Origin of the sequence: Pseudoduganella sp. R-31 (assembly GCF_049913235.1) — a bacterium.
Lineage (GTDB): Bacteria > Pseudomonadota > Gammaproteobacteria > Burkholderiales > Burkholderiaceae_D > Rugamonas.
Genome location: NZ_CP183986.1, coordinates 4,221,300 through 4,246,370 on the forward strand (window position 1 = coordinate 4,221,300; position 25,071 = coordinate 4,246,370).

The 25,071-nt window shown below is 62.6% G+C and carries 28 protein-coding genes; 18 read left to right on the plus strand and 10 right to left on the minus strand.

Annotated features, from left to right (window positions below):
- Positions 1–5 precede the first annotated feature (5 nt).
- From flgF to ACN9MY_RS19125, 9 genes are all read left to right on the plus strand, one after another.
- Positions 6–734 (plus strand): flagellar basal-body rod protein FlgF, encoded by a 729-nt coding sequence (gene flgF, locus ACN9MY_RS19085; protein ID WP_426162067.1) that lies wholly within the window; start codon positions 6–8, stop codon positions 732–734.
- A 13-nt stretch (positions 735–747) separates the two neighbouring features.
- Positions 748–1,539 carry a flagellar basal-body rod protein FlgG gene (gene flgG, locus ACN9MY_RS19090; RefSeq protein ID WP_207232845.1) on the plus strand — a complete coding sequence of 264 codons (792 nt, stop codon included), beginning with the start codon at positions 748–750 and terminating at the stop codon, positions 1,537–1,539.
- A complete protein-coding gene (flgH, locus tag ACN9MY_RS19095; protein WP_426335958.1) occupies positions 1,539–2,198 on the plus strand; it encodes a flagellar basal body L-ring protein FlgH in 660 nt (219 codons plus the stop codon). Before flgG ends, flgH begins: the two co-directional genes overlap by 1 nt.
- A 123-nt stretch (positions 2,199–2,321) precedes the next feature.
- Complete coding sequence (locus ACN9MY_RS19100; protein WP_426335959.1) at positions 2,322–3,401, plus strand: flagellar basal body P-ring protein FlgI; 1,080 nt, start codon at positions 2,322–2,324, stop codon at positions 3,399–3,401.
- Complete coding sequence (locus tag ACN9MY_RS19105; RefSeq protein WP_426335960.1) at positions 3,401–3,805, plus strand: rod-binding protein; 405 nt, start codon at positions 3,401–3,403, stop codon at positions 3,803–3,805. The genes ACN9MY_RS19100 and ACN9MY_RS19105 overlap by 1 nt, the downstream gene beginning before the upstream one ends.
- Positions 3,806–3,889: 84 nt before the next feature.
- Positions 3,890–5,281 carry a flagellar hook-associated protein FlgK gene (gene flgK / locus ACN9MY_RS19110; RefSeq protein WP_426335961.1) on the plus strand — a complete coding sequence of 464 codons (1,392 nt, stop codon included), beginning with the start codon at positions 3,890–3,892 and terminating at the stop codon, positions 5,279–5,281.
- A gap of 11 nt (positions 5,282–5,292) precedes the next feature.
- Entirely contained in the window at positions 5,293–6,204 is a 912-nt protein-coding gene (flgL, locus tag ACN9MY_RS19115; protein WP_426162073.1) for a flagellar hook-associated protein FlgL, read from the plus strand.
- 5 nt (positions 6,205–6,209) lie between these two features.
- On the plus strand, positions 6,210–7,244 hold the full coding sequence (locus ACN9MY_RS19120) for a hypothetical protein (RefSeq protein WP_426162074.1): 1,035 nt from the start codon (positions 6,210–6,212) through the stop codon (positions 7,242–7,244).
- 93 nt (positions 7,245–7,337) lie between these two features.
- Positions 7,338–8,180, plus strand: a complete 843-nt coding sequence (locus tag ACN9MY_RS19125) for a transposase (protein ID WP_426335962.1) — start codon at positions 7,338–7,340, stop codon at positions 8,178–8,180.
- Between the two features lie 12 nt (positions 8,181–8,192).
- On the opposite strand, the gene ACN9MY_RS19130 is transcribed toward ACN9MY_RS19125, so the two are convergent.
- From ACN9MY_RS19130 to ACN9MY_RS19145, 4 genes are read right to left on the minus strand one after another with little or no spacing between them, the layout of a single operon-like run.
- Complete coding sequence (locus ACN9MY_RS19130) at positions 8,193–10,409, minus strand: putative bifunctional diguanylate cyclase/phosphodiesterase (protein ID WP_426335963.1); 2,217 nt, start codon at positions 10,407–10,409, stop codon at positions 8,193–8,195.
- Positions 10,410–10,451: 42 nt separating this feature from the next.
- Positions 10,452–11,114, minus strand: a complete 663-nt coding sequence (locus ACN9MY_RS19135; RefSeq protein WP_426162077.1) for an amino acid ABC transporter permease — start codon at positions 11,112–11,114, stop codon at positions 10,452–10,454.
- A gap of 2 nt (positions 11,115–11,116) precedes the next feature.
- On the minus strand, positions 11,117–11,887 hold the full coding sequence (locus tag ACN9MY_RS19140; RefSeq protein WP_426162078.1) for a transporter substrate-binding domain-containing protein: 771 nt from the start codon (positions 11,885–11,887) through the stop codon (positions 11,117–11,119).
- Between the two features lie 10 nt (positions 11,888–11,897).
- A complete protein-coding gene (locus ACN9MY_RS19145; RefSeq protein ID WP_426335964.1) occupies positions 11,898–12,302 on the minus strand; it encodes a hypothetical protein in 405 nt (134 codons plus the stop codon).
- Positions 12,303–12,337: 35 nt separating this feature from the next.
- Between ACN9MY_RS19145 and ACN9MY_RS19150 the strand changes: the two genes are divergently transcribed.
- Positions 12,338–12,523 (plus strand): DUF3460 family protein, encoded by a 186-nt coding sequence (locus ACN9MY_RS19150; protein ID WP_426335965.1) that lies wholly within the window; start codon positions 12,338–12,340, stop codon positions 12,521–12,523.
- Between the two features lie 102 nt (positions 12,524–12,625).
- On the opposite strand, the gene ACN9MY_RS19155 is transcribed toward ACN9MY_RS19150, so the two are convergent.
- Entirely contained in the window at positions 12,626–13,213 is a 588-nt protein-coding gene (locus ACN9MY_RS19155) for a YcbK family protein (RefSeq protein ID WP_426172242.1), read from the minus strand.
- A gap of 92 nt (positions 13,214–13,305) precedes the next feature.
- Positions 13,306–13,587, minus strand: coding sequence for a 2Fe-2S iron-sulfur cluster-binding protein (locus ACN9MY_RS19160; RefSeq protein WP_426337645.1), 282 nt, complete (start codon positions 13,585–13,587; stop codon positions 13,306–13,308).
- Positions 13,588–13,597: 10 nt separating this feature from the next.
- Between ACN9MY_RS19160 and ACN9MY_RS19165 the strand changes: the two genes are divergently transcribed.
- The 4 genes from ACN9MY_RS19165 (at position 13,598) to ACN9MY_RS19180 (ending at position 18,086) form a co-directional block, all read left to right on the plus strand.
- Positions 13,598–14,110, plus strand: a complete 513-nt coding sequence (locus ACN9MY_RS19165) for a DUF1697 domain-containing protein (RefSeq protein WP_426318318.1) — start codon at positions 13,598–13,600, stop codon at positions 14,108–14,110.
- Entirely contained in the window at positions 14,095–14,853 is a 759-nt protein-coding gene (locus tag ACN9MY_RS19170; protein ID WP_426335966.1) for a helix-turn-helix domain-containing protein, read from the plus strand. The genes ACN9MY_RS19165 and ACN9MY_RS19170 overlap by 16 nt, the downstream gene beginning before the upstream one ends.
- 45 nt (positions 14,854–14,898) lie before the next feature.
- Entirely contained in the window at positions 14,899–15,735 is an 837-nt protein-coding gene (locus ACN9MY_RS19175) for a sterol desaturase family protein (RefSeq protein ID WP_426335967.1), read from the plus strand.
- A 122-nt stretch (positions 15,736–15,857) separates the two neighbouring features.
- Positions 15,858–18,086, plus strand: a complete 2,229-nt coding sequence (locus ACN9MY_RS19180) for an NADP-dependent isocitrate dehydrogenase (protein ID WP_426318321.1) — start codon at positions 15,858–15,860, stop codon at positions 18,084–18,086.
- A 100-nt stretch (positions 18,087–18,186) separates the two neighbouring features.
- On the opposite strand, the gene ACN9MY_RS19185 is transcribed toward ACN9MY_RS19180, so the two are convergent.
- Positions 18,187–19,047 carry a LysR substrate-binding domain-containing protein gene (locus ACN9MY_RS19185; protein ID WP_426162088.1) on the minus strand — a complete coding sequence of 287 codons (861 nt, stop codon included), beginning with the start codon at positions 19,045–19,047 and terminating at the stop codon, positions 18,187–18,189.
- Positions 19,048–19,142: 95 nt separating this feature from the next.
- On the opposite strand from ACN9MY_RS19185, the gene ACN9MY_RS19190 reads away from it, so the two are divergent.
- Entirely contained in the window at positions 19,143–20,507 is a 1,365-nt protein-coding gene (locus tag ACN9MY_RS19190; RefSeq protein ID WP_426162090.1) for an MFS transporter, read from the plus strand.
- Complete coding sequence (locus tag ACN9MY_RS19195) at positions 20,495–20,719, plus strand: 2-hydroxymuconate tautomerase family protein (protein ID WP_426162092.1); 225 nt, start codon at positions 20,495–20,497, stop codon at positions 20,717–20,719. The genes ACN9MY_RS19190 and ACN9MY_RS19195 overlap by 13 nt, the downstream gene beginning before the upstream one ends.
- Here ACN9MY_RS19195 and ACN9MY_RS19200 read toward each other — a convergent pair whose 3' ends face one another.
- Complete coding sequence (locus ACN9MY_RS19200; protein ID WP_426335968.1) at positions 20,720–21,454, minus strand: ThuA domain-containing protein; 735 nt, start codon at positions 21,452–21,454, stop codon at positions 20,720–20,722.
- 162 nt (positions 21,455–21,616) lie between these two features.
- Here ACN9MY_RS19200 and ACN9MY_RS19205 point away from each other — a divergent pair, with 162 nt between their 5' ends.
- A complete protein-coding gene (locus tag ACN9MY_RS19205) occupies positions 21,617–22,213 on the plus strand; it encodes a M15 family metallopeptidase (protein ID WP_426335969.1) in 597 nt (198 codons plus the stop codon).
- Positions 22,214–22,216: 3 nt separating this feature from the next.
- Here ACN9MY_RS19205 and ACN9MY_RS19210 read toward each other — a convergent pair whose 3' ends face one another.
- Positions 22,217–22,735, minus strand: a complete 519-nt coding sequence (locus ACN9MY_RS19210) for a GNAT family N-acetyltransferase (protein WP_426162095.1) — start codon at positions 22,733–22,735, stop codon at positions 22,217–22,219.
- A 173-nt stretch (positions 22,736–22,908) separates the two neighbouring features.
- Between ACN9MY_RS19210 and ACN9MY_RS19215 the strand changes: the two genes are divergently transcribed.
- Positions 22,909–23,919: a sulfate ABC transporter substrate-binding protein gene (locus tag ACN9MY_RS19215; protein WP_426335970.1), complete on the plus strand. Its 1,011-nt coding sequence runs from the start codon at positions 22,909–22,911 to the stop codon at positions 23,917–23,919.
- A gap of 3 nt (positions 23,920–23,922) precedes the next feature.
- On the opposite strand, the gene ACN9MY_RS19220 is transcribed toward ACN9MY_RS19215, so the two are convergent.
- A complete protein-coding gene (locus tag ACN9MY_RS19220) occupies positions 23,923–25,071 on the minus strand; it encodes a response regulator (RefSeq protein WP_426335971.1) in 1,149 nt (382 codons plus the stop codon).

The window sequence follows — 25,071 nt, forward strand, 5'->3', positions numbered from 1 at the left end:
ACTGAATGGACGCGCTGATCTACACCGCAATGAGCGGCGCCGAGCGGGCCATGCGTGGCCAGCAGGTGCACGCCAACAACCTCGCCAACCTCGACACCAACGGCTTCCGCGCCAACCTCGAGCTGGCGCAGGCTGCCAAGCTGCCCGGCTACGGCTACGACGACCGCCACATGTCGCAGATGCAGTCGAACGCCGTGACCGACCGCCAGGGCGCGCTGCGCCAGACCGGCCGCGAACTGGACGTGGCCATTTCCGGCCCCGGCTACTTCGCCGTGCAGGGCCCGACGGGCGAAGCCTACACCCGCGCCGGCGCCATCACGCTCGATGCCGACGGCACCCTGACCGTCAACGGCATGCAGTTGCTGGGCGAAGGCGGCCCGATCACCCTGCCGGTGCACCGCAAGGTGGAAATCGGCCAGGACGGCACCGTCTCCATCCTGGGCCCGACCGCCAATGCCGAGATGCAGGTGATCGACAAGCTCAAGCTGGTGCGCGCCGAAGCGTCCGAGCTCACCAAGAATGAAGCGGGCCTGCTGGTGGCGCGCGACGGCCAGTTGCTGGGCACCGACCCGACCGTGCAAGTGAAGGCCGGCCACCTGGAAGGCGCCAATGTGACGGCAGTCGAAGAAATGGTGGCCACCATGAGCCTGAATCGCACCTTCGAAATCCAGATGAAATTGTTCAAGGCCGCCGACGACATGACCTCGGTCGGCAACAAACTGATTAGCGGCTAACAGGAGAATCACGATGAATCCAGCAATGTGGATCAGCAAGACCGGCGTGCAGGCGCAAGACGCGAAGCTGCAGGCCATCGCCAACAACCTGGCCAACGCCAACACCGTCGGCTTCAAGCGCGACCGCGTGGTGTTCGAAGACCTGTTCTATTCGATCGACCAGCAGCCGGGCGCCCAGCGTGCCGACAACAACACCCTGAACCCGTCCGGCGTGCAGATGGGTAACGGTACCCACCTGGTCGGCACCCAGAAGATTTTCACCAACGGCAATGTGCAAACCACCAACAACGCGCTCGACGTGGCCGTGATGGGCAATGGTTTCCTGCAGGTGCGCCGCCCGAACGGCGAGCCGGCATTTACCCGCGCCGGCCAGTTGCAGGTCGACAAGGACGGCGTGCTGGTCAACGCCTCCGGCCTGCCGCTGGTGCCGCAGATCACCGTGCCGGCCAATGCCACCGCCATCACCATCGGCGAAAACGGCACCGTGTCGGCCACGATTCCGGGCAACACCACCCCGACCGAACTGGGCCAGTTGACCCTGACCTCCTTCATCAACCCGACCGGCTTGCAGGCGCTGGGTGAAAACCTGTTTGCCGAAACCCCGGCCTCCGGCGCCCCGACCGAAGGCCGTCCGGGCGACGCCCAGTTCGGCAAGCTCAAGCAGGGTGCCCTGGAGGGCTCCAACGTGCAGGTGGTGGAAGAGATGGTGGACATGATCGCAGCCCAGCGCACCTACGAAATGAACACCAAAGTTCTGACGGCAGCGGATAATATGCTGCAGTACCTGGCACAGGCCGCACGCTGATGAAAACCGCCCTGCCCGCGCTGGCCCTGGTCCTGCTGGCTGGCTGCTCCAGCCTGCAGCCGACCGTGCGCCCGGCGCCGTTCGACGAAACCCCTGCCGTGTCGCGCAGCGCCTTGCCGCGCGGCACCTCAGGTGGCGTCTTCAATCCGGACAGCAGCATCTCGCTGGTGTCGGACAGCCGCGCCTTCCGCGTCGGCGATATCGTCACCGTGATCCTGCAGGAAACCACGCAGGCATCGAAGAGTGCCGGCACCACCCTGGCCAAGGATTCCAGCGTCGGCATCGCCTCGCCCGGCCTGCTGGGCAAGACTTTCCCGAAGGCCGGCGTCGATATTTCGGCTGAGCGCGGCTTCAAGGGCGATGCCCAGAGCACCCAGCAGAATGCCCTGAGCGGCGCGATCACCGTGATCGTGCAGGAAGTGATGCCGAACGGCTTGCTCAAGGTCGCCGGCGAAAAAATGCTGACCCTGAACCAGGGCGAGGAATTCGTGCGCCTGCGCGGCTTCCTGCGCGCGGCCGATATCGATGCCAACAATATGGTGTCGTCGCAGCGCATCGCCAATGCCCGCATCGCCTACGGCGCGCAAGGCACACTGGCCGATACCAACCAGCCGGGCTGGCTGACGCGCTTCTTCCTTGGTCCCTTGATGCCTTTCTGAGGTATGACTATGTTCCGCTTCCAAACCGGCAAAGCAGTGTCTGACCCGCAGGGTCAGACACTGGCACGCGACGGCCGCAGGCACGTGTCTGACCCTGCGGGTCTGACACGGGTTTACCGGTTTGTGGCAGCCCTGCTGCTGGCCATCGCCATCCCCGCCACCGCCGCCCCCCAGCTGCGCAACCTGGTCGCCATCGAAGGCGTGCGCGACAACCCCCTGGTCGGCTACGGCCTGGTGGTCGGCCTGAACGGCTCCGGCGACTCGACCCAGGTCAAGTTCGCCAGCCAGTCGGTGGTCAACATGCTCAAGCAGTTCGGCGTGAAAATGCCGGATGGCGCCGACGCCAAGTCCAAGAACGTGGCTGCCGTGATGGTGTCCGCCGTGTTCCCGCCAGGCTACCGCCGCGGCCAGCCGATCGACGTCACGGTCTCCTCGCTGGGCGACGCCAAGAGCCTGCGCGGCGGCTCCCTGCTGCTGACCCCGCTCAAAGCCGCCGACAACGAAGTCTACGCGCTGGCCCAGGGCAATGTGGTGGTGGGCGGCCTGTCCGCCGCCGGCAAGAGCGGCTCCTCGGTCACCGTCAACACCCCGACCGCCGGCCGCATCCCGAACGGCGCCGTGATCGAACGCGAAATCGCCACCGACTTCGCCAGCAAGCCATCAGTGCACCTGTCGCTGAAGCAGCCGAACTTCGAGACCGCCACCAATATCGTGGAAGCGATCAACCGCAAGTTCGGCGACGTGGCCAGCACGGCGGACGGCACCGGCATCGACGTGCTGGCGCCGCAGAACCCGACCCAGCGCGTGGCCTTCATGGCCAAGCTGGAAGCGCTGCCGATCGAAGTCGGCCAGGACGTGCCGAAAGTCGTGTTCAACTCGCGTACCGGCACCGTGGTCATCGCTGATGGCCTGCGCGTGAAGGCGGCCGCCGTTACCCACGGCTCGCTCAAGGTGGTCATTTCGGAAAGCTCGAAGGTCAGCCAGCCGGCGCCCTTCAGCCAGGGCCAGACGGCCATCACCCCGCAATCGAACGTGGCGGTGAATGAAGCCAAGCCGCAAATGTTCAAATGGCCGGCAGGCGCCAAGCTGCAAGCCATCATCGACGTGGTCAACAGCCTGGGCGCGACGCCGGATGACATCATGGCAATCCTGCAAGCCCTGGACCAGGCCGGCGCCATCGAAGGCGAACTGGTGGTGATCTGATGGACGGCCGCTTCGCCCCCCTGCCGGTACGCAAGCTGGGCATCGGCGCCGACGACAGCAAGCTCGGGCAGGCCGCCCCTGCCCCGCAGACCGAGGAAGTACGCTATCGCGACAAGGCCACCGATGCCGCCGTCAAGTTCGAGAGCTTCTTCATCGCCCAGACGCTGCACAAGATGCGCGACGCAACCAAGGCCATGGCCGACGACGACAGCATCTACAAGGACTCGATCAACAGCGACATGCTGGACATGGCCGACAATATGGTGGCCGACCAGCTGGCCGGCCGCCGCGCCTTCGGCGTCGCCGACGCCATCCTGCGCCAGTTATTGCCAGCGACGCCGCCTGCCGGGGCTTCCCAGCCAGAAATTTCAGTTTTATCCAAGAAAAATCCGACCGACGCTTAATCTCCCCATTGGCGCGGTCGCCTTTACTCGATAACGGGCCAAGATGCCATTGAGCAACGGCCCAGCCTAAGGGAAGATTGCACCATGTCGATTATCAACAATGCACTGTCGGGATCGTTGGCCGCCCAGGCCGCCATCAACACGACCAGCCAGAACATTGCAAACTTGCAAACCAAGGGTTATACCCGCCAGGGCGTGCTGCTGTCGGCCGTTGCCCCTTCGGCCGGCTCCGGCGGTCCCGGCTTCGGCGTTGAAGTGAGCAAGCTGTTGCGCTTCTCCGACTCGTACAAGAGCCAGCAATTATGGCGTGCCAACTCCGAACTCGGCTCGCGCACCCAGAGCCAGCCCTACTTCACGCAACTTGAACGCGTGATGGGCGATGAAAAGACCAGCCTGTCGAACGGCGTCGACCAGTTCTTCCGCGCCCTGAACGCGGCCGGCGTCGACCCGGTGTCGACCCCGCTGCGCCAGCAGGTGCTGACCGCCGCCAACGCCATGGCGCAATCGTTCAACAGCATCTACAACGTCACGCGCCAGCAGCAGGTGTCGATCACGCAGCAGCGCGACGCCATGCTGCCGCAGCTGAATACCCTCAGCGCCAATATTGCGGCCCTGAACAACCGCATTACCCAGGCCGGTTCGCTCGGCACCAACACCTCGGCCCTGGTCGATGAACGCGACCGCGCCATTGATTCGCTGGCCAACCTGGTCTCGGTGGAGGTGCTGGAACAGCCGGACGGCACCCGCAGCGTTTCCCTGCGCAGCGGCCAGCCGCTGGTGGTCGGCAACCTGGCCGGCACCATGTCGATGAATCCGTCGACCACGCCAGCCACGCTCGAACTGAAATTTGCCGGCACCACCTTCGGCCTGGACGACACCAAGGTCGGCGGCCAGCTGGGCGGCATTGGCGATTTCGAGAAGAACACCCTGCAGCCGCTGCAGCAGTCGCTGCTGGACATGGCCAACCAGCTGGCGACCAAGGTCAACAACACCATGGCGCTGGGCTACAAGCCGGACGGCCTGCCGGGTCCGCCGATTACCGCCACGCCTGGCGGCGCCCTGTTCGCCTTCAACGCCACCGGCGCCGGCGGCATCCTCGGCCTGGTCCCGGGCATCCAGGCCCAGGACCTGGCGTTCTCGTCCAACGGCGCGCCTGGCGACAGCAAGAACCTGCAAGACCTGATCGCGATCAAGGGCCAGCCCATCACCCTGACCTCGGTCGGCACGGTGCTGATCGGCGATGCCGACACCCAGCTGGTGGGCAAGCTGGGCATCGACAGCGGCCAGAACCAGTCGCTGCTGGACACCGCCGCCACCATCCGCCAGCAATCGGAAGACGATTGGGCCGCGACCAGCTCGGTCAACAAGGACGAGGAAGCGATCAACCTGGTCGAGTTCCAGAATATGTACCAGGCGAACATGAAGGTGATCGCCGTTGCCAACACCCTGTTTGACGCCACCTTGGCGCTGTTCTGAGGATTATTGAAATGCGTATCGCCTCCAGCCAGTTCCAGGCATCCATGAACCGCTCGCTGCAGATCAACCAGACGGTGATCGCCAAGCTGACCGAGCAGATGGCCACTGGCAACAAGATCCAGGTGCCGTCCGACGAGCCGATCGCCAATGTGCGCCTGTCGCGCCTGCGCCGCGAAGAAAACATCGTCAGCCAGTACGTGGACAACATCAGCGCCGTGAAGATCCGCCTGTCGAAGAATGAGACCTACCTGGGTTCGATGGTCGACGACATGGGCGCCGCGCGCGACCTGTTCGTGTGGGCTTCTGACGGCTCCAACACGCCGGCCGACCTGAACTCCATGGTCAACAGCCTGGTGGCGCTGCGCGACTCGCTGTACTTCAATGGCAATACCAAGGACCAGGAAGGCAAGTACATCTTCTCCGGCACCCTCACCTCGACCGCGGCGCTGTCGTACGACGCCACCCAGCCGCTGGGCGCGCGCTACAGCTATACCGGCAATAACGGCACCCAGGAAGTCGTGGTGGGCAATGGCATCACCCAGCCGGCCAATGTCACCGTGCAAGGCATGGACGTCTACCTCAACCAGCTGGACCAGGCCATCAGCATGCTGAGCAGCCCAACCGTCAGCCCCAGCGACCCGGTCCTGCAAGGCGTGTTGAAAACCGCGCTGGACGGCACCGACTCCGCGCTGAACCAGATTTCCAGCAAGATCGCCCAGTTCGGCGGCGCCCAGAACGTGATGGAAACCCTGGCCAATAACCACAGCAACGTCAGCCTGTCGAACAAGATCGCGATCACCGATATCGCACAATTGGATTACGGCCTCGCGGCCACCCAGCTGTCTGGTTACAATAGCGCCCTACAAGCGACTTACCAGGCTTATTCGAAGGTCAGCGGACTGTCGCTGTTTAACGTACTGTAAATATCATGGAAATCGCCCAGCGCCCCAGCACTACCGGCCTCTCCGCCCGCGCCACCGCCAATCCGGCGGCAGGACAGGCTGAGACCACGCCGGCAGAGGCAAGCGCGGCGATCGACCAGGCCGCAGCCAGCAAGGCGCCCGCCCCCCTGCGCCGCGGCCTGAGCAATATGGATGCCCCGCTGCAGAACGATGTCTCGGGCGCCCAGCAAGCGATTGACTTCCTCGAGCAAAGCGCAGCCCAGCTGCGCGCCCTGAAGACCGACATCGCCGCCAAGCTGGCCACGCGCACCATGCGCGACGGCCAGGTGGAACAGCGCGTACGCCAGTTCAGCGAAACCTGGCGCAACCGGGCGCAAGCGTCCGGCGGTACGCTTGACGCGCAACTGAACTACTCCAACCAGCCGTCGACCCAGCGCTTCACCGTGCGCGGCATGACCCTGGCCAACCTGCGCAACGGCGCCCGCGAGACGCTGGCCATCTCGGTGGGCGGCGGCACCGCCGGCCTGCGTTCGGTGCACCTGGCGCCCGGCCTCTCGGACGCTGAAATCATTTCCCGCTTCGACCAGGCGATGGCCCCCGCCGGAGTGCGCGTGTCGGTCAACAAGGATGGCGAGCTGGTGTTCACGGCGCCGGAAAGCGCCTGGCCCGGGATTCGCGACTCGCTGGCCGTGCAAGGCTCGGGCATCCGCTTCCCGGCGGGCCAGCTCAACCGGATCAAGGCCGACGCCGAAGCCCCGGTCGTGATGCCCGAAGGCTGGGGCACCAGCGACATCGAAGCGATGCGCGCCACGCTGCAGCAAGTAACGCAAGCCCTGGCGCACGTCGAAGCCGCGCTGGCCAAGGTCCGCCAGGAACTCGCAACTGCCACCCAGCGCGTGCAAAGCGAACTGCCGGAAATCGAAGTGGCCGGCATGGGCCAGATGGCCGAAGTCTTCGCCAATGTCGCCAACGAGCCCGGCTACTCCGCCCTGGTCTCCCTCACCTCCGCCCTGGTCGGCATCAACCGCGACCGCGTCGTCTCCCTGTTACGCCTAAGTTAAAAGTCGGGGTCAGCTCCGGCAATCAGACATTTCTTGCGCTGACGCAAATTTGACTTCGCTGGTCGGACCTAAACTTGGTCTATGAATCGACCTTTGCGAATCGAGCGCGACAACGCCTGCTACCACGTCACTGCACGTGGAGACCGACGCTCCACCATCTTCCGCAATGATAGCGATCGCTTGACCTGGCTGGCACTGCTCGCTGAAACTTGCGCGCGTTTCGACTTTAGCGTCCTGGCCTACTGCCAAATGGGCAACCACTATCATTTGGTCCTGAAAACACGGCTAGGCAAGCTGTCGCGCGGCATGCGTTACCTCAATGGCAATTACTCCCAGTATTTCAATCGCCAACACCGATTGGTTGGGCACGTTTTTCAAGGACGCTACCACGCCATCCTCTGCCAGGAAAGCGAATATCTGAGGGAGCTTTCGCGCTACACCGTCTTGAATCCTGTGCGGGCCGGACTGGTAATACACCCAAGCCACTGGCTATGGAGCAGCTACGGCGCGTTGGTCGGCTCAGTTGACGCGCCTGCTTGGCTCGAGCGCGATACCGTCCTCGCACAATTCGGCAATATTCGCCAACAAGCAATATGTGCGTTTGAAGACTTCGTCTTGGCCGGCATCGGTCAACAAAATCCCTTCCGAGCAGTGCGCCACCAGCTTTTCCTGGGAAGCGACGAGTTCTGCTTGCTGGCGGCCCAAGGGGAAATCCGCGGCGACCTGTTGGAAATAAAACGCACGCAACGAAAAGCAATCGTGCAGCCGCTGAGGGACTACTTCCTCCTTTACCTGGACCGCCACGAAGCGATGGCCCAGGCCTATCTCTCGCACAATTACACGATGGCAGAGATCGCAGCCTTTTGCGACGTTTCGGCACGAACCGTCGGCCGCGCGGTGAAGGCCTTTAGGAAAATGTCCGATTGCCGGAGCTGACCCCGACTTTTATCACGCCAGTTGGGCGGGGCCGCGGGCCAGCGCGCCCATCTGGCTGGGGGGCAAGGGGCGGGCGTAGACGAAGCCTTGGGCGTAGTCGCAGCCGGCGGCTTTCAGGAGGTTGAGCTGGGTTTCGGTTTCGACGCCTTCGGCGACTACTTTCAGGCCCAGCTTGTGGGCCATGACGATGATGCCTTCGCACAGCGCGAGGTCGCCGGAATCGCCGGCCAGGTCCATCACGAAGCTGCGGTCAATCTTCAGGTAGTCGATATCGAAATTCTTGAGGTGGGCCAGCATGGAGTGGCCGGTGCCGAAGTCGTCCAGCGCGACCTGCAATCCCATCGATTTGAACTGGCGCAGGCGCTCCATCACCGGCCCGCTGCTGCCGAGCAGCAGGCGCTCGGTAATCTCGATCACGATGCTGCGCGGCGCCAGGTGCATCTGCTCGACATAGCGCATCCATTTCTCGAAAATCTCGGGGCCGGTGCGAAACTGCACCGGCGACTGGTTGACGCTGATCTGGAAGGGGCGCCCCAGCTCCTCCTGCCAGCGCTTGGCCTGGTCGGCGGCGCTGCGGAATACCCAGTCGCCAATTTCGAGAATGACGCCGCTGGCTTCGGCGCTGCCGATGAAGTCGGCCGGGTTCAGCATGCCGCGCTCGGGGTGGCGCCAGCGCAGCAGCGCTTCGGCACGTTCGATGGTGCCGCTATGCAGGTTGACGATGGGCTGGTAGTGCAGCTCGAACTGTTCGTTGGCGACCGCCATCTGCAAATCGCGCGTGATGCGCAGGCGCAATTGGGCGGCGGCCTGCATGTCGGGCGTGAAGTAGCTGTAGCGGTTGCGGCCGGCATTCTTGGCGGCGTACATGGCCTGGTCGGCGTTGCGCAGCAGTTGCTCGGGGTCGTTGGCGTCCGAGGGATGCAGGGCGATGCCGATGCTGGCGGACACCGATCCGCTATTGTCGCCCAGGATGAAGGGCCGGTTCAGGCTGGTGATGATCTGCTGCGCCACGCGCTCGGCACTGGTGACATGGTCTAGGCCGGGCAGGATTACCACGAACTCGTCGCCGCCCAGCCGTGCCAGCGTGTCGGAGGCGCGCACGCAGGCGCTAATGCGGTGCGCCGCCTCCACCAGCAAGGCATCGCCCATTTCGTGGCCGAGCCGGTCGTTGATTTCCTTGAACTGGTCGAGGTCGATAAACAGCAGGGCCAGGAACAGGCCGTCGCGGCGGGCCTTCTTCATTTCCTGCGATAGCCGGTCCTGGAACATATTGCGGTTCGGCAGGGCCGTCAGCGAGTCGTAATTGGCCTGGTGCCAGATCAGCTCGGTCGACAGCTTGCGCTCGGTGATGTCGCTGACCAGCGCCAGCGCGCCGAGGTAGCTGCCATCGGAATCGAAGATCGGGTTGGTGGCCAGGGTGGCCCACATATCGCTGCCATCGCGGCGCAGGAACTTGAATTCGTGGCGCTCCGCAATGCCTTGCTGGCGACGTGCGATATTGCGCTCGAGCAGGGCGCGCCCTTCGTCGTCCATGAAGTTGACCAGCGGCTGCTCCAGCATCTCCTCGATCGTATAACCGAGCATGGCGGCCATCTTGGGATTGACGAAACTGGTGCGTGCCGCAGCGTCGATTTCCCAGATCCCCTCTTCCGCGCTGTGCACGATGCGGCGAAAGCGCTCTTCGCTTTTTTCCAGCGCCGCCAGCTTGCCTTCAGCCATTTCCAGCACCACGCGCAATTGCGCCATGCCTGGCGTGCCGCTGCCCAGCAGCGTGACGGCAAAGCCGCGGTCGCCGCGCCCGCGCGTCATCTGCAGCGACAGGCGCTGCGGCTCTTCGCTGGCAAGGCTGTTGCTGACGAAGGCATCAAAATCGGCAATGAAGCGTTGCGCCACATAGTTGCGGAAGGGGACGCCATCAGGGTTCTGGCGCGGCAGGCCGAGCAGGTCGGCGCCCACCAGGTTCATTTGCAGGATGGTGCTGTCGCTCGCGAGGACAAAATAGCCAACCGGGGCCAGCAGGTAGAGATCGTTGAAGTAGTCCTGGTCGCTGGCCAGCTGCAGGTCGCCGCTGGCGCGTTGCAGGCCGTTGTAGACGGCTGGCGGAGTGCCTCCCATGGCAGCCAGCACTGCTTCGCCGGGCAAGAGTGCATCGAGCCCTGCCAGTCCGGGGACGGCGGGCCGGGTGGCGGTCCCCTGCTCCGCCTGCCTGGCATGCTGGTCTTTATCCATATTGGTTCCAGCCTAGCATGCCCTTGTGACAATGTCGAGCAGCTAACTTTGGCGGTGCGCGCGGTTCAGGCGTTGTTCGGCAAAGCGTTGCAGTTGCTCGAAAGCCAGGCTGAGTATCCAGTAGATGACGGCTGCCGCGAGATAGAGCGGCAAGGGGCGGAAGGTGGTGGCAATCACTTCCTTCGTCGATAGCATCAGTTCCGTCATGGTAATGACTGACACCAGCGAAGTATCCTTGATCAGGCTGATCAGGGTATTGCTCATCGAAGGCACGGCAATGCGCAGCGCCTGCGGCATCACCACATGGCGCAAGGTCTGTCCGTAGCCCAAGCCCAGGCTGTAGCTGGCCGACCACTGGCCTTTATGGATCGAGAGGATGGCGCCGCGCAGGCTTTCCGACAGGTAGGCGCCGGCGTTCAGGCTCAGCGCCAGGATGCCGGCGGTGACCGGCGTGAACTCGATGCCGACCGACGGCAGGCCGTAATAGATCACGAACATCTGCACCAGCAGCGGCGTGCCGCGCATCAGGCTGACGTACACATTGGCCGGCCATCGCAGCAGTTTCCAGGGCAGGATGCGCATCACGGCGGTGGGAAAGCCCAGCACCAGGCCGCCCACCATCGCGGCGACCGCGAACACCAGGGTATAACCGGCGCCCTTCAACATCACGGGCGCCGCCTCGTGCAGCAGCTCCAGCCACTCCATGCTTAGGGCGCCTTGCTGACGTCAGTACCGAACCACTTCATGGAAATGGCTTTCAGGCTGCCGTCGGCGGCGGCATCCGCCAGCACCTTGTTGAGCGCGGCCTTGAAGGCGGGATTGCCCTTCTGGAAGGGAATGCCCATGCGCTCGACGGCGCCGACACGGGCGCCGGCCTTGATTGGCAGCTTGGTGGTTTTCAGCAAATAGGCCGTCATCAGGCTGTCGTTCAAGGCTGCATCAATACGGCCCAGCGCCAGGTCGGTCAGGTTTTCCGGGGCTGCCGGGTAGCCTTTCACGTCGATGCCGGGCACAGCCTTCAACTGCATTTCGTAGACGCTACCCTGCCCGGCGCCGACGCGCTTGCCTTTCAGCTGTTCGAGGGAAGTCCAGTTGTTCTTGTCATCCTTGCGCACGATCAGCATCGGCGACGAGTAGATGTAAGGCGTACTGAAGTCGAAAGCTTGTTCGCGCTTCGGGTTGATGCCAACCTGCGAAATGATGACGTCGTATTTATTGCTGGCCAGTCCAGCCAGGATCGAGGCCCATTCGGTGGTGACGAATTCCGGCTTCAGCCCCAGCTTGCTGGCCACCAGGCGCGCCACGTCGACGTCGTAGCCCGCCAGCTCGCCATTTTTCTCCTTGAAATTGAATGGCGGGTAGACGCCTTCCATGGCCACTTTCAGCGTGCCGCGCGCCTTGACTGTTTGCAGCAGGTCGGCGGCACTGGCGTGCAGCGCGGCTGCGGCCAGCAGGAGGGCGATCAACGGTTTGCGCATCAGGAATCCTTTAGTAAGAACGGCTGCGGCCGAATTTATGACCGACGACAAGGGTGGTGCTGGCGACCAGGACGGACAGGCCAAGGATGAGCTGCACCAGCTTGTCTTCGGGCAGGGTCCAGAGGCGGCCTTTGGGTGGCTCGCAAGCGGCGATAGCGCACAGCAAGGGCTCCACCCAATCGGCTTCAGGAGTAACATCGAGGATAACGGCGCCCTCGGTGGTCTGCAGGTAGATTTCGCCGCCCTCGGCCAGGCTGAAACACACGCCGTAGCCGGTTTCCTGCTTGCCGACGTGTTCCTTCAGCGCGAGGTCGTGCTCGGCAATCCACAGCTCCACGTCCTGGGGCGTTTCCAGTGCGGTCCACGGCACCGGGCGAAAGCGCGGCTTGGCCGCTTCGTCATCGTGATTAAACATGGGTCAGGAGTGTAACCGAAACCTCAGGAGGCGGTATGAAAGTAAACGAATATGTATCTGAGTTTGATGCGTTCTTCGGCAAGCTGCTGGATGAGCATCCGGAAATGGTGGAAGACCAGCGGGTTGGGTGGAATATCTGGTGGGACCATAAGGTGGACCTGGAGGCGGAGCGGCTGGCCAGGACGGATGCGGTGCCGACGCCGGCTTATTACTACCACTGAAAACCGGTAAACCGTTGTCTGACCCACAGGGTCAGACACCCCGGCCTGCGGCAGCCGCGTATCAGTGTCTGACCCTATGGGTCAGACACTGGTTTACCGGTTTCAGCCTTTCCAGCTCCGCTGCAGCCCGGTATCAGCATGAATCCACCCGCCCCGCGGCCCCTGGCGGTAATAAAACCCCACGCCCCCCTGCCGGAAACTCTGCACCAGGCTGCCCAGCACCTCCGCGTTCAAGTTCGGAATCCGGATATCGGCAGCCTTGCCGCTCATATGCAGCGACTGCCGCGCCGCAGGAATTCCCTGCTCGATCAGCTTTTTGTTGGAAGCCGGCGTGCGATACCCCGACAAGATCTCCAGCGGGCTCTCGATCCCGAAGCGCTGCACAAACGCCTGCGCGCCCCACAGCGTCTCGAACAGCTTCGGATCAATCGCTGCCGTCTCCTTGCCGTTCACGTCGCGCAGCAAATGGCACAGCTCCTGGTAAGCCGAGTCGATGATCTCGCCATCCTTCCAGTAGGTCAGCCGGGCCTTCTCCCCGCTTTGCGGCCGGATCACGCTGATCGTGCGCGGCTTGATCCAGAATTCCAGGTCCAGCATCTGGGCGTCGAAAATATCGGGCGGAGGTTCCGGCTCCGACTGCGCGCGACCCTGGCCAAGCAGCGGCAGCCCAGCCAGCGCTGTGCCCGCCATCATATGGAGGAAGTCTCTGCGAGTTGTCATGGCGATTCCATCTATTGCAATAACGATTACTATAGCAATAGAGAATGACTTGAGAAACCCCTTTAACAATTTGTCGTAAACTTCGCAGCGGGAGCGATGATCACAAGGTCCGACGTTGCAACCGCCACGCAAGGCAGGATATAGCCTTCCCGCTTCTCCTCCAGGCTCAGGCCTGGCCATTCAATCAGGTGGCGCGCAGTGCCGCTTTGCACCCGGCAGATGCAGGTGCGGCAGGTACCGTTGCGGCAGGAACTGGGGAGCACCACGCCGGCGCGGGCGGCCGCCACCAGCAAGCTGGCCTCGCCATCCGTTTCGAACGATAATCCCTTTGGCTCAACTCTTATCTGAAACACAATGCCTCGCTATATTGCCCTGCTCCGCGGCGTCAGCCCGATGAACTGCAAGATGCCGGAACTGAAAGCCGCCTTTGAAAGTGCCGGATTTTCCAACGTCAAGACGCTTCTATCAAGCGGCAATGTAGCATTCGACGCCCGTTCCGCCTCCGAAGCCGCGCTGGAACGCAAGGCCGAGGCAGCGATGGCCAAGGCGCTCGGCCGCAGCTTCTACACCATTATCCGCTCGCAAAAACACCTGCAAGACCTGCTGGCGGCGGACCCCTATCCTGGCCTGGGCGCCGAGCCGGCTGCCAAGCGCGTGGTGAGCTTCCTGCGTGCCGCGCCATCCGCGACCGTGCTGCCGCCGCCCATCAGCGGCGCTGAAATGCTTGGCGTAATTGGAAGCGAGGTGTTTTCGACCTACTTGCCCAGCAGCGACGGCCCGGTCTTCATGCGCCTGATCGAGAAGACTTTCGGCAAGGACATCACCACCCGCACCTGGGACACGGTGCGCAAGTGCGCGTCAGCCTGATCCCTGGACAGCACTGGTCGGGAAACGCCCTGCTCTCGCCCGGCTTCGGCGTATTCCGCGGCGCGATCGGCGACAGCGCACTGCACGCCCATTACGCGCACCAGCTGGTCATTTCGCTCCATGGCGAAATTGGCGTGGCCTTCCCTACCGGCCCGCTGCGCGCCCCCGGAATTGCCATCCCGGCAGGACTGCCGCATTGCGTCTGCGCCGACGAGGCGCTCCTGGTCTACCTGGACCCGCTGACGCCGGAAGGAACGGCCTTGTTCCAGGCCCCGGCCGACACGCCGGCGCTGCTGGCCGACGATCTGTGCAGCCAGCTCCTCGCGGCCGCCGATACAGGCCAGCCCCTGCGCAGCGTGCTGCGGCAGGCTTTCGGCCTGTCCCGGCCCTCGGCTCAGGATGCGCGCATGACCGCCGTCGCTGGAGCGCTGCGCGCAGGCATTGCGGAAGGCGGCGCAAGCAGGCTCCAGCTGGCCGAGCTTGCCCATCTGTCGCCCGACCGTTTTTCCCACTGGTTCGTCGAACAGACCGGCCTCCCCTTGCGCAGCTATCGTAAATGGCTGCGCCTGGAACTGGCACTACACCGGCTTGCTCAGCGCGGCAACCTGACCGACGCGGCGCACGCCGCCGGTTTCGCCGACTCGGCCCACCTTTCGCGTACTTTCCGCGAGATGTTCGGCCTTAACCCGGCCGCCCTTCTGCGCGGCATCGTGCTGGATAGCTCTTTCGTTCAAGCCACCTGACGCGCGCGCCCTTACGCTGGCCTTCTTTCACCACTGGAGGTCAACATGAAGCAATGGACGATACGCTACCTGAGTTATCCAATCGTTTTTGGCGGCGCCGCCGCGGCGATTTTCTGGGCCGCCACGCAAGGCTTGCCCTACTGGCCAGCCGTGCCGCTGATGGCGCTGGCGGCCATTGCCTGCGTCGCCCTGCTCGAACGCTTGCAGCCCTATGAGGCGGCCTGGCTGGCCGATCATGGCGATACGCGCACCGACTGCCTGCACTTCCTGGTCAACGCAAGCGTCCTGTATGGCAGTATTGAAATCCTGTCCTGGGCACGCGCCCTGTTGCCTGCGCCAGCAGCCTGGCCGGCCACCTGGCCGGCTTGGGCGCAAATCGCCGCTGCCATGGTCGTGCTCGATTTCGGCTTGTTTTTTATGCACTGGCTGAGCCATCGCCACCACCGCCTGTGGCTGTTCCACGAAGCGCACCATAGCAGCGAACGCCTGTACTGGCTGAACAGCGAACGGCGCCACCCGCTGCACGCCATGATGATGGGCGCTCCGGGTTTTGCCGTCCTGCTGGCACTGGGAGCGCCGGCTGCCACGGTCGCGACCGGCCTGGCCATTCTTTCCGTCCACCTGGCCTTCCAGCACGCCAACCTCGACTATTCGCTGGGTCCTTTGCGCCACCTGTTCGGCGTCGCCCAGACCCATCGCTGGCACCACAAACGCAAATACGAGGACGCCCAGGTCAATTTCGGCGAATGGCTGATGCTGTGGGACCACCTGTTCCGCACCTACCGCCAGCCGCCGGGCCGCATCGGACAAGCTGACGTCGGCCTGGACAGCCAGGATGCCCCGTCTAAGTATCTTCGCCAATTGTTACGACCATTCCTGTGAGCTACAATGTCAAGCTTGTCCGGTAGGCCATCGCCCACCCGCTATCCACCCCGAGCCTGCCGAACCCGGCGAGCCCAGGGAAGAATATTCAGCGGAAAACCTCCGCATTTGAGGGAATAAACATGTCTCAAAAGTCTAAAATCATCTACACCCTTACCGACGAGGCGCCACTGCTGGCGACTTATTCCCTGCTGCCAATCGTGCAGAAATTCGCAGCCCCAGCCGGCGTCGACGTCGTCACCAGCGACATTTCGGTCGCCGCCCGCGTGCTGGCAGCCTTCCCGGAATGCCTGAGCGACGAACAGAAAGTGCCGGACAACCTGGCCGAACTGGGCGCCCTGACCCAGAACCCGGACACCAACATCATCAAGCTGCCTAATATTTCGGCATCGGTTTCCCAGCTGGTCGCCTGCATCCGCGAACTGCAGGCCGCCGGCTACAAGCTGCCGGACTACCCGGAAGACGCCAAGACCGAAGAAGAGAAAGCACTGAAAGCCCGCTACGGCAAGTGCATCGGCTCCGCCGTGAACCCGGTCCTGCGCGAAGGTAACTCCGACCGCCGCGCGCCAAAGGCAGTGAAAGAATACGCACGCAAGAACCCGCACTCGATGGGCGAATGGAGCCAGGCTTCGCGCACCCACGTATCGCACATGCACGGCGGCGACTTCTACCACGGCGAAAAGTCCATGACCCTGGACAAGGCCCGTGAAGTGAAGATGGAACTGATCACCAAGTCCGGCAAGACCATCGTGCTGAAACCGAAGGTCGCCCTGCAGGCTGGCGAGATCATCGACTCCATGTTCATGTCGAAGAAAGCCCTGCTGGAATTCTACGAGCGCGAAATCGACGACGCCTACAAGACCGGCGTGATGTTCTCGCTGCACGTGAAAGCGACCATGATGAAGGTATCGCACCCGATCGTGTTCGGCCACTGCGTACGCATCTTCTACAAGCAAGCGTTCGAGAAGCACGCCAAGCTGTTCGAAGAACTGGGCGTGAACGTGAACAACGGCATGGTCAACCTGTACGAAAAGATCGAAAAGCTGCCAGCGTCGCAGAAGGACGAAATCCTGAAAGACCTGCACGCCTGCCTGGAAAACCGTCCGAAGCTGGCCATGGTCGATTCGGCCAAGGGCATCACCAACTTCCACTCGCCAAATGACGTGATCGTCGACGCATCGATGCCGGCCATGATCCGCATCGGCGGCAAGATGTGGGGCGCCGACGGCCGCACCGCCGACGTCAAGGCAGTCATGCCTGAATCGACCTTCGCCCGCATTTACCAGGAGATGATCAACTTCTGCAAATGGCATGGCAACTTCGACCCGAAAACCATGGGCACCGTGCCAAACGTAGGCCTGATGGCGCAGCAAGCCGAAGAATACGGCTCGCACGACAAGACCTTCGAAGTACCGGAAGGCGGCATCGCCAACATCACCGACCTGGCCACCGGCGAAGTGCTGCTGACCCAGAACGTGGAAGAAGGCGACATCTGGCGCATGTGCCAGGTGAAGGACGCTCCGATCCGTGACTGGGTCAAGCTGGCGGTCACCCGCGCCCGCAACTCCGGCATGCCTGCCGTGTTCTGGCTGGACACCTACCGTCCGCACGAAGCCGAAGTGATCAAGAAGGTCGAGACCTACCTGAAAGACCACGACACCACCGGCCTGGACATCCAGATCATGTCGCAGACCCGCGCCATGCGCTACACCCTGGAGCGCGTATCGCGCGGCCTGGACACCATCTCGGTGACCGGCAACATCCTGCGCGACTACCTGACCGACCTGTTCCCGATCCTGGAACTGGGCACCTCGGCCAAGATGCTGTCCATCGTTCCGCTGATGGCAGGCGGCGGCATGTACGAAACCGGCGCCGGCGGCTCCGCACCGAAGCACGTCAAGCAGCTGGTGGAAGAAAACCACCTGCGCTGGGATTCGCTGGGCGAGTTCCTGGCGCTGGCCGTCTCGCTGGAAGAGCTGGGCATCAAGACCGGCAACGCCAAAGCCAAGATCCTGGCCAAGACCCTGGACGAAGCCACCGGCAAACTGCTGGACAACAACAAGTCGCCATCGCCACGCACCGGCGAGCTGGACAACCGCGGCAGCCACTTCTACCTGTCGATGTACTGGGCCCAGGCCCTGGCAGCGCAGAACGACGACGCCGAGCTGAAAGCCAAGTTCGCACCGCTGGCCAAGTCGCTGGCAGAGAACGAAGCAAAAATCGTCGAAGAGCTGAACTCCGTGCAAGGCGGCGCCATGGACATCGGCGGCTACTACAAGCCGGATGCAGCCAAGACCTCCGCCGTGATGCGCCCAAGCGCAACCTTCAACGCAGCACTGGCCGCCCTGTAACCCGGCCACTGCCCTAGCTCCGTCTATAAAAGTCGGGGTCAGGTCTGGCAATCCGCCACAAAGTGGCGGATTGCCAGACCTGACCCCGACTTTTTTTTTACTATTGGCGGAAGCTGGCGATGAAGGCGTCGCGGGCGGCGTGGTGGGGAATGTCGCGGCGCCATACCATGACCGTCTCCACTTCGGCCACTTCCGGCGGCAAGGTGTGGCATTGCACGGTGCGGCCCAGGCCGCGCTGCCTCAGGACTTCGCGCGGCATCATGGCGACGCCCATGCCGGCGGCAACACAGCCGATGATGGCTTCGAAGGTGCCGAATTCTGCGATCCGCGTGTGGGCGACACCGGCGTCGGCAAACCACCATTCCAGGCGGCGCCGGTAGGAGCAGCCGCTGCGAAAACCCAGCAGCGTACGGCGCGCCACGTCTGCCGGCCCTGTGACTGGGCCGTGCAGCGCGTCGGTCAACAGCACCAGTTCTTCTACAAATACTGGCTGCTGTTCCAGTTCCGGGCGCTCGACCGGGCCGGAGACCAGCGCGAGATCGACCTTGTGATTCAGTACCTGCTGTATCTGGTAGTCGGTCGGGCCGGTATCGAGCAGCAGGTCCACTTGCGGATGCTTGCGGTGGAATGCGCCCAGCACGCGCGGCAGGCGCGCGGCGGCGGTGGTTTCCATCGAGCCGATACGTAGCTGTCCCGACGGCTCGTTCTCGCCGCGCACCGACATCTGCGCTTCGTCCGCCAGCCGCAGCAGGCGGTCGGCGTATTCCAGCAGGCGCGTGCCCTCCGCGGTGATCAGCATGCGCCGCCCCGAACGGTTGAACAGGGTCACGCCCAGCGATTCCTCGAGCTGGTTCAGGCGCGCCGAGACGTTCGATTGCACCCGGTGCAGCCGCGCTGCGGCCTGGGTCACGCTGCCTTCTTCGGCCACGGTCTTGAATATCCTCAGCGAGGAGAGTTCCATTTCATTCTCCAATTGAGATAGATGAATTCATTATTATTCATTTTTATTGATGCGTGAAGACATTTATAGTTCAAGCTATCCAAAGGAGCTTCACCATGCACAAGCCATCCCCCGCCGTCCTGCTGGCCGCCAGCTTTGCCTTCATCATCGTCCAGCTCGACGTCACCATCGTCAACGTGGCCTTGCCGGAAATCGGCCGAGAGCTGGGCGCCAGCGTCAGCGCATTGCAGTGGGTGGTCGACGCTTATACCTTGGGCTTTGCCGTCTTCCTGTTGTCGGCGGGCGTGCTGGGCGACCGTTTCGGCGCACGCCGCGTGTTCCTGTCGGGCTTTGCCCTGTTTACACTCGCTTCGCTGGCTTGTGCGATGGCGCCGGGTGCGCTGGCATTGAACCTGGCGCGTGCCGTGCAAGGCGTCGGCGCCGCGCTGCTGGTGCCTAGCTCGCTGTCGATCCTGAACACGGCTTACGCTCACGACCGCGCCCAACTGGCCAAGGCCATCGCCTGGTGGACGGCTGCCGGCGGCGTATCGATTGCAGCCGGTCCGGTGCTGGGCGGCTTGTTGATGAGTGTTGCCGGCTGGCGCAGCATTTTTTGGGTCAATATCCCGATTTGCGTGCTGGGTTTCTGGCTCACGCTGCGCGTGGTCCCTGCCCTGCGCGGCAAGGATCCGGCGCGCTCATTCGACATCAGCGGCCAGGTACTCGCCATCGTTGCGCTGACGGCGTTTATCGGCGCGGTGATCGAATTCAATACGCTGGGCGCCTCCAGCCACCTCGTGCAGGGCGCGCTGCTGGCGGCCCTGGTGTCGGCGGCCTTGTTCATTCGCAGCCAGCAGCGCAGCGCGGCGCCCATGCTGCCGCTTGGCCTGTTCCGGGACATCGGTTTTTCAGGCGCGGTACTATTTGGCGTCCTGGTCAACTTTGCCTATTACGGTGTGATCTTCGTACTCAGCTTCCATTTGCAGAAAGTGCGCGGCTTCTCAGTGATGCATGCGGGGCTGGTTTTCCTGCCGCTGACCGGCACCTTCATTTTCTCCAATATCGCCAGCGGCCGGTTGCAGGCGCGTGCGGGGTCGCGCTTGCCGATGATCGTCGGCGGGCTGGTCGGCGCCGCGGGCTATGCTCTGTTGGGCGTCTTCGGTGTCGCACACGACGCCACATTCCTGGAAATGCTGCCAGGACTGGTGCTGATCCCGGCCGGCATGGGCCTCGCGGTGCCGGCCATGACCACCTCGATCCTGGCCGCCATCGATCGCGGCCAGGCCGGCACCGCGTCGGCGGTGCTGAATACGGCGCGCCAGGTGGGCGGCGCCATGGGCGTCGCGATCTTCGGCGCCATCCAGGATATCAAATTCGCACTGTCCGTTTCCACCATCTTGCTGCTGCTCGGCGCGCTGCTGGCCTGGTATTGCATCAAACACCCCATTTCAACCAAAGGAGCTTCTCTATGCCGTACGTAAATTTCCGCATCACCAAGGAAGGCGTCACCGCCGAACAGAAACTGGAATTGATCAAGGGCGCGACCGAACTGCTGCAGCGCGTACTGAACAAGAACCCGGCAACCACCTTCGTCATCATCGATGAAGTGGAAACCGATAACTGGGGCATCGGTTACGACAACGTCACCACGCTGCGCGCCAAGGCCGCAGCAGCCAAGGCGCAAGGCGGCTGATCATCGCGGTTCAAGGCCATTGCCTGTGGCGGCCCAGTAAATACCGCCGTACAGGTGGTGGCGAAAGACCGGGTCGCCGTAGGTCGCGGGAAGATGGCCAAGCGCAGTGTAGAACGCGCGGCCGCCATCGTAGTCCTGGTACCAGCTGACCGGATGAAATGCGCCCATGCCTTGGGGTCCCGCCTTGTAAGTCGTCTCATCGACCGACAGCAGATAGCTGACTTTGCTGGTGGCGGGCTTGAACGCGTACCATTCTTCCGTCACCAGGTTGCGCGCGGCGAAACGCTCCATGCCCGGGAAGCTGCGGTTCTCCACTTTCAGGATGGCGGTCTGGATCGCTGGATGGTGGTCGAACATATGCCCCACCAGCCTGGTGTACCACGGCCAGCCGTACTCCGTGTCCGACGCACTGTGCACACCAACATAACCTCTGCCGGAACGGATGTAGCGCTCGAACGCCCCCTTCTGTTTCGAGTCAAGTATGTCTCCGGTCGTCTGCAGGAAGACCACGGCCTGGTATTTCGCCAGTTCCTGGTCACTGAAAACGCGATTGGCGTCTTCGGTCCAGAACACATTGAAATCATGCAGCTTGCCCAGCTCCTGGATCGCCGCAACACCTGCCGGGATCGAGTCATGATGCCAGCCGGCCGTTTTCGAAAACACCAGCACGTTGAATTGCGCCGCTTGCACGCAGCTGGAAGCCAAAACAAAAACTGCCGTTATCAACACTTTCACGCACATCCCTCCATTAGCGGCCCTGTTTGGTAACGCTATCACGAATTGCGCGAGACAAGCTGCTTCAATTTGGCAACAGGTGAGTATTTGCGAGACTTTTGAGGCATTTTCCGGCAGATCATAGGACGAATCTTACAAGGCGACGCTGCGGAGGATTCGGCCATGGATACTGAAATGGTGATACGCGCAGTCCAGCGCAAGCTGGGCATTGAAGCCGATGGACGCCCCGGCCCCATCACCTGGGCCGCCATCTATTCGAAGATCGTCGGCGAGGAAGTGCCGGCGGAACTATCCGGAAATGTCGACGCACGAAGTGAAGCCGTCATCCTCACCTTGCACCCGACAGCCAGGTCATATGCCAGGGCCCTGGTCAACAAGGCCGCTTCGATCGGCATCGACATCAAGGTAATCAGCGGCCTGCGCACATTTGCGGAGCAGGACAAGCTGTACGCCCAGGGCCGCACGACGCCGGGCAAGAAGGTGACCAACGCCAAGGGCGGCCAGTCAAACCACAACTATGGCATTGCATTCGATGTGGGGGTCTTCGATGGCACCAAATACCTCCCCACTTCGCCCAAGTACAAGGTGGTCGGCGGCCTCGGTCAGGACCTGGGGCTTGAATGGGGCGGAAAATGGACCACGATCGTCGACGAGCCGCACTTCCAGCTGCGGCCTGACTGGGCAAAGAACGAGTCGGAACGTGACATGCTGGTCGAACTATTCCGGCGCCATGAACAAGGTCTCGACTATTACGCCTGAACCCTAGTTGCAGCCGCAGAAGCGCTTCGGCTTGCTGGCATCGCACACCGTGCCATCTAGCTGCTTCCAGAAGAAGACCGTGTCGACACCGTAAGGCGAGCGCACATTGCCGGCGCGCAGATAGCCCTGGCGGGCAAAGAATTCCTCGCCGGTTGCAGTGCTGTGGAGTTGCAAGGCCTTGACGCCCCAGCTGCAGGCTTGCTGTTCGACGCAGGCCAGCAGGGCCTTGCCTGCGCCGCGCTGGCGCACTTCGGGCAGCAGATAGCACAGGGCCAGCTTGCCGGCCGCGGTCAGCAAGGCCACGCCGACCACGGCGCCCTGTTCGACCGCCACCAGCGAATAGTTGGTGGGCGAAGCAAACCAGGACGCGACCGTTTCGGGCGTCTTGTTGCCAAGCCATGCACCAAGAATGGCGGGATCATTTTTATGGTCAAGCACACAACATTCGGCGATTGAGCGTCGCAGCACCTCACAGGCAGCCGTGGCGTCTTTCGCTTCCGCGCGGCGAATTTCAAAACTCATGCGTGCTCACAGGTATTCAATAACCGGAATATACACCAGCGGCAAAAACCCCGTATGAGGCCGCGTGCGCGCAAGCTTATCCGGGGCCGAGACTAAGCTTATAACGAATAAGTAGTTTCCTTTCGGCGCGAGATTCTAGACCATGCATATCTGTTTTCACAATAGAGATTGCCATGACTTATAACAAATTCGCATTTGCACTCAGCACCGCCCTGGCCGCGGCGACCTTCGGTTTTGCTTCGAGCGCATCGGCCGCCGAAGTGACCCTGCTGAACGTGTCCTATGACGTGGCACGTGAACTGTATAAGGACATCAACCCGGCTTTCGCGGCCGCGTACAAGAAGAGCACGGGCGTCGACGTCACCGTCAAGCAGTCGCACGGCGGCTCTTCCAAACAGGCGCGCGCCGTGGCCGATGGCCTGGAAGCGTCAGTGGTGACCATGAACCAGGCCAACGACATCGACATGCTGGCCGACCGCGGCCTGGTGGTACAGGACTGGGCCAAAAAATTCCCGAACAATGCGGCGCCGGCCTACTCCACCATGGTCTACCTGGTGCGCAAGGGCAATCCAAAGGCAATCAAGGACTGGGCCGACCTGGCCAAGCCGGGCGTGGCCGTCGTGATCCCGAATCCCAAAACCGCGGGCAATGGCCGCTACACTTATCTGGCGGCCTGGGGTTCGGTGCTGAAGAAAGGCGGCAATGAAGCGCAGGCCCGTGAACTGGTCGGCAAGATCTTCAAGAACGTACCGGTGCTGGATGCTGGCGGCCGCGCAGCCACCACCACCTTCACCCAGCGCAAGATCGGCGACGTGCTGGTGACCTTTGAAAACGAGGTGAACCTGGTGCGCGCCGAATTCGGCGACGACTTCGAAGTGGTGTATCCATCGTCCTCGATCCTGGCGGAGTCACCGGTGGCCGTGGTGGACAAGGTGGTGGACAAGAAAGGCATCCGCAAGGAGGCCACCGCCTACCTGAATTTCCTGTACTCGGAAGGCGGCCAGGAGATCATCGCCAAGCACTACCTGCGCCCGCGCTCGGACGCCGTGTTCAAGAAGTATGCGGCCAACTTCAAGCCGATCTCGCTGTTCACCGTGGATGAAGTATTCGGCGGCTGGCGCGCAGCCCAGAAAAAGCACTTCGACGACGGCGGCGAGTTCGACAAGATCTACAGCTCGAAGTAAGCCTTACGCTTTCGTCAGGCGCTCAATCTGCGCCTTCTTCTCGGCCATGTCATGGTCGGTATCATGGAACCGCGCCGCGATGGCGCGGAACTCCTCCTGCAACCCGATGAATGCGTCAACTATGTCGGGATCAAAGTGTTTTCCCTTGCCTTCGGTGATGATCTGCACCGCCTGCTCGTGCGGCATGCCGTCCTTGTAGACGCGGCGGCTGATCAGGGCGTCGTATACATCCGCCACGGCCATCAGCCGCGCCGAAACCGGGATCGCTTCGCCGGCCAGCCCTTCCGGATAGCCTGAACCATCCCATTTTTCCTGGTGCGAATGAGCGATCTCCTTGGCGATCGACAGGAACGCCATCGGCGTGCCCAGCGATCGTTCCGCGTGCTCGATGGCGGCGCGGCCCAGCGTGGTGTGGGTCTTCATGATTTCGAATTCGTGCGGCTCGAACCTGCCGGGCTTGAGCAGGATGCGGTCGGGGATGCCGACCTTGCCGATATCGTGCAGCGGGGCGGATTTGAACAGCAGGTTGATGTAGCTGTCGGTGAGCACCGCACTGAAGCGAGGATGGCCTTTCAGGCGTTCAGCCAGCGCCTTGACGTAGAACTGGGTGCGGCGGATATGGTTGCCGGTTTCGGAATCGCGGGTTTCGGCCATCGATGCCATGGCCAGGATGGTGACGTCCTGGATTGCCACAACTTCGCGCGTACGTTCGCGCACCTCCTGTTCCAGGAATTCGTTCTGGTCGCGCAGGAAGTCGGCATGCTCCTTCAGCATCAGGTGGTTGCGCACCCGGGCCAGCGTGATCGCCGGGCTGATTGGCTTGGTGATGTAGTCGACCGCGCCCAGGTCCAGGCCAAGCTGTTCGTCCTCCACCTCCGACTTGGCGGTCAGGAAGATGATGGGGATGTCGCGGGTGGTTGGATTGGCTTTCAGGCGGCGGCATACCTCATAGCCGTCCATCTCGGGCATCATCACGTCCAGCAGCACCACGTCCGGCGGCTGGCCGGTGGTGGCGATGCGCAGGGCTTTCTCGCCGCTGTTGGCGACCTTCACCTTGTACAGGTCTTTCAGCAGGTCGTTCATCAGCACCAGGTTGTCGGGCGAGTCGTCGACCAGCAGCACGGTTTTCCTTGCGATCAGTTCCAGTTCCAT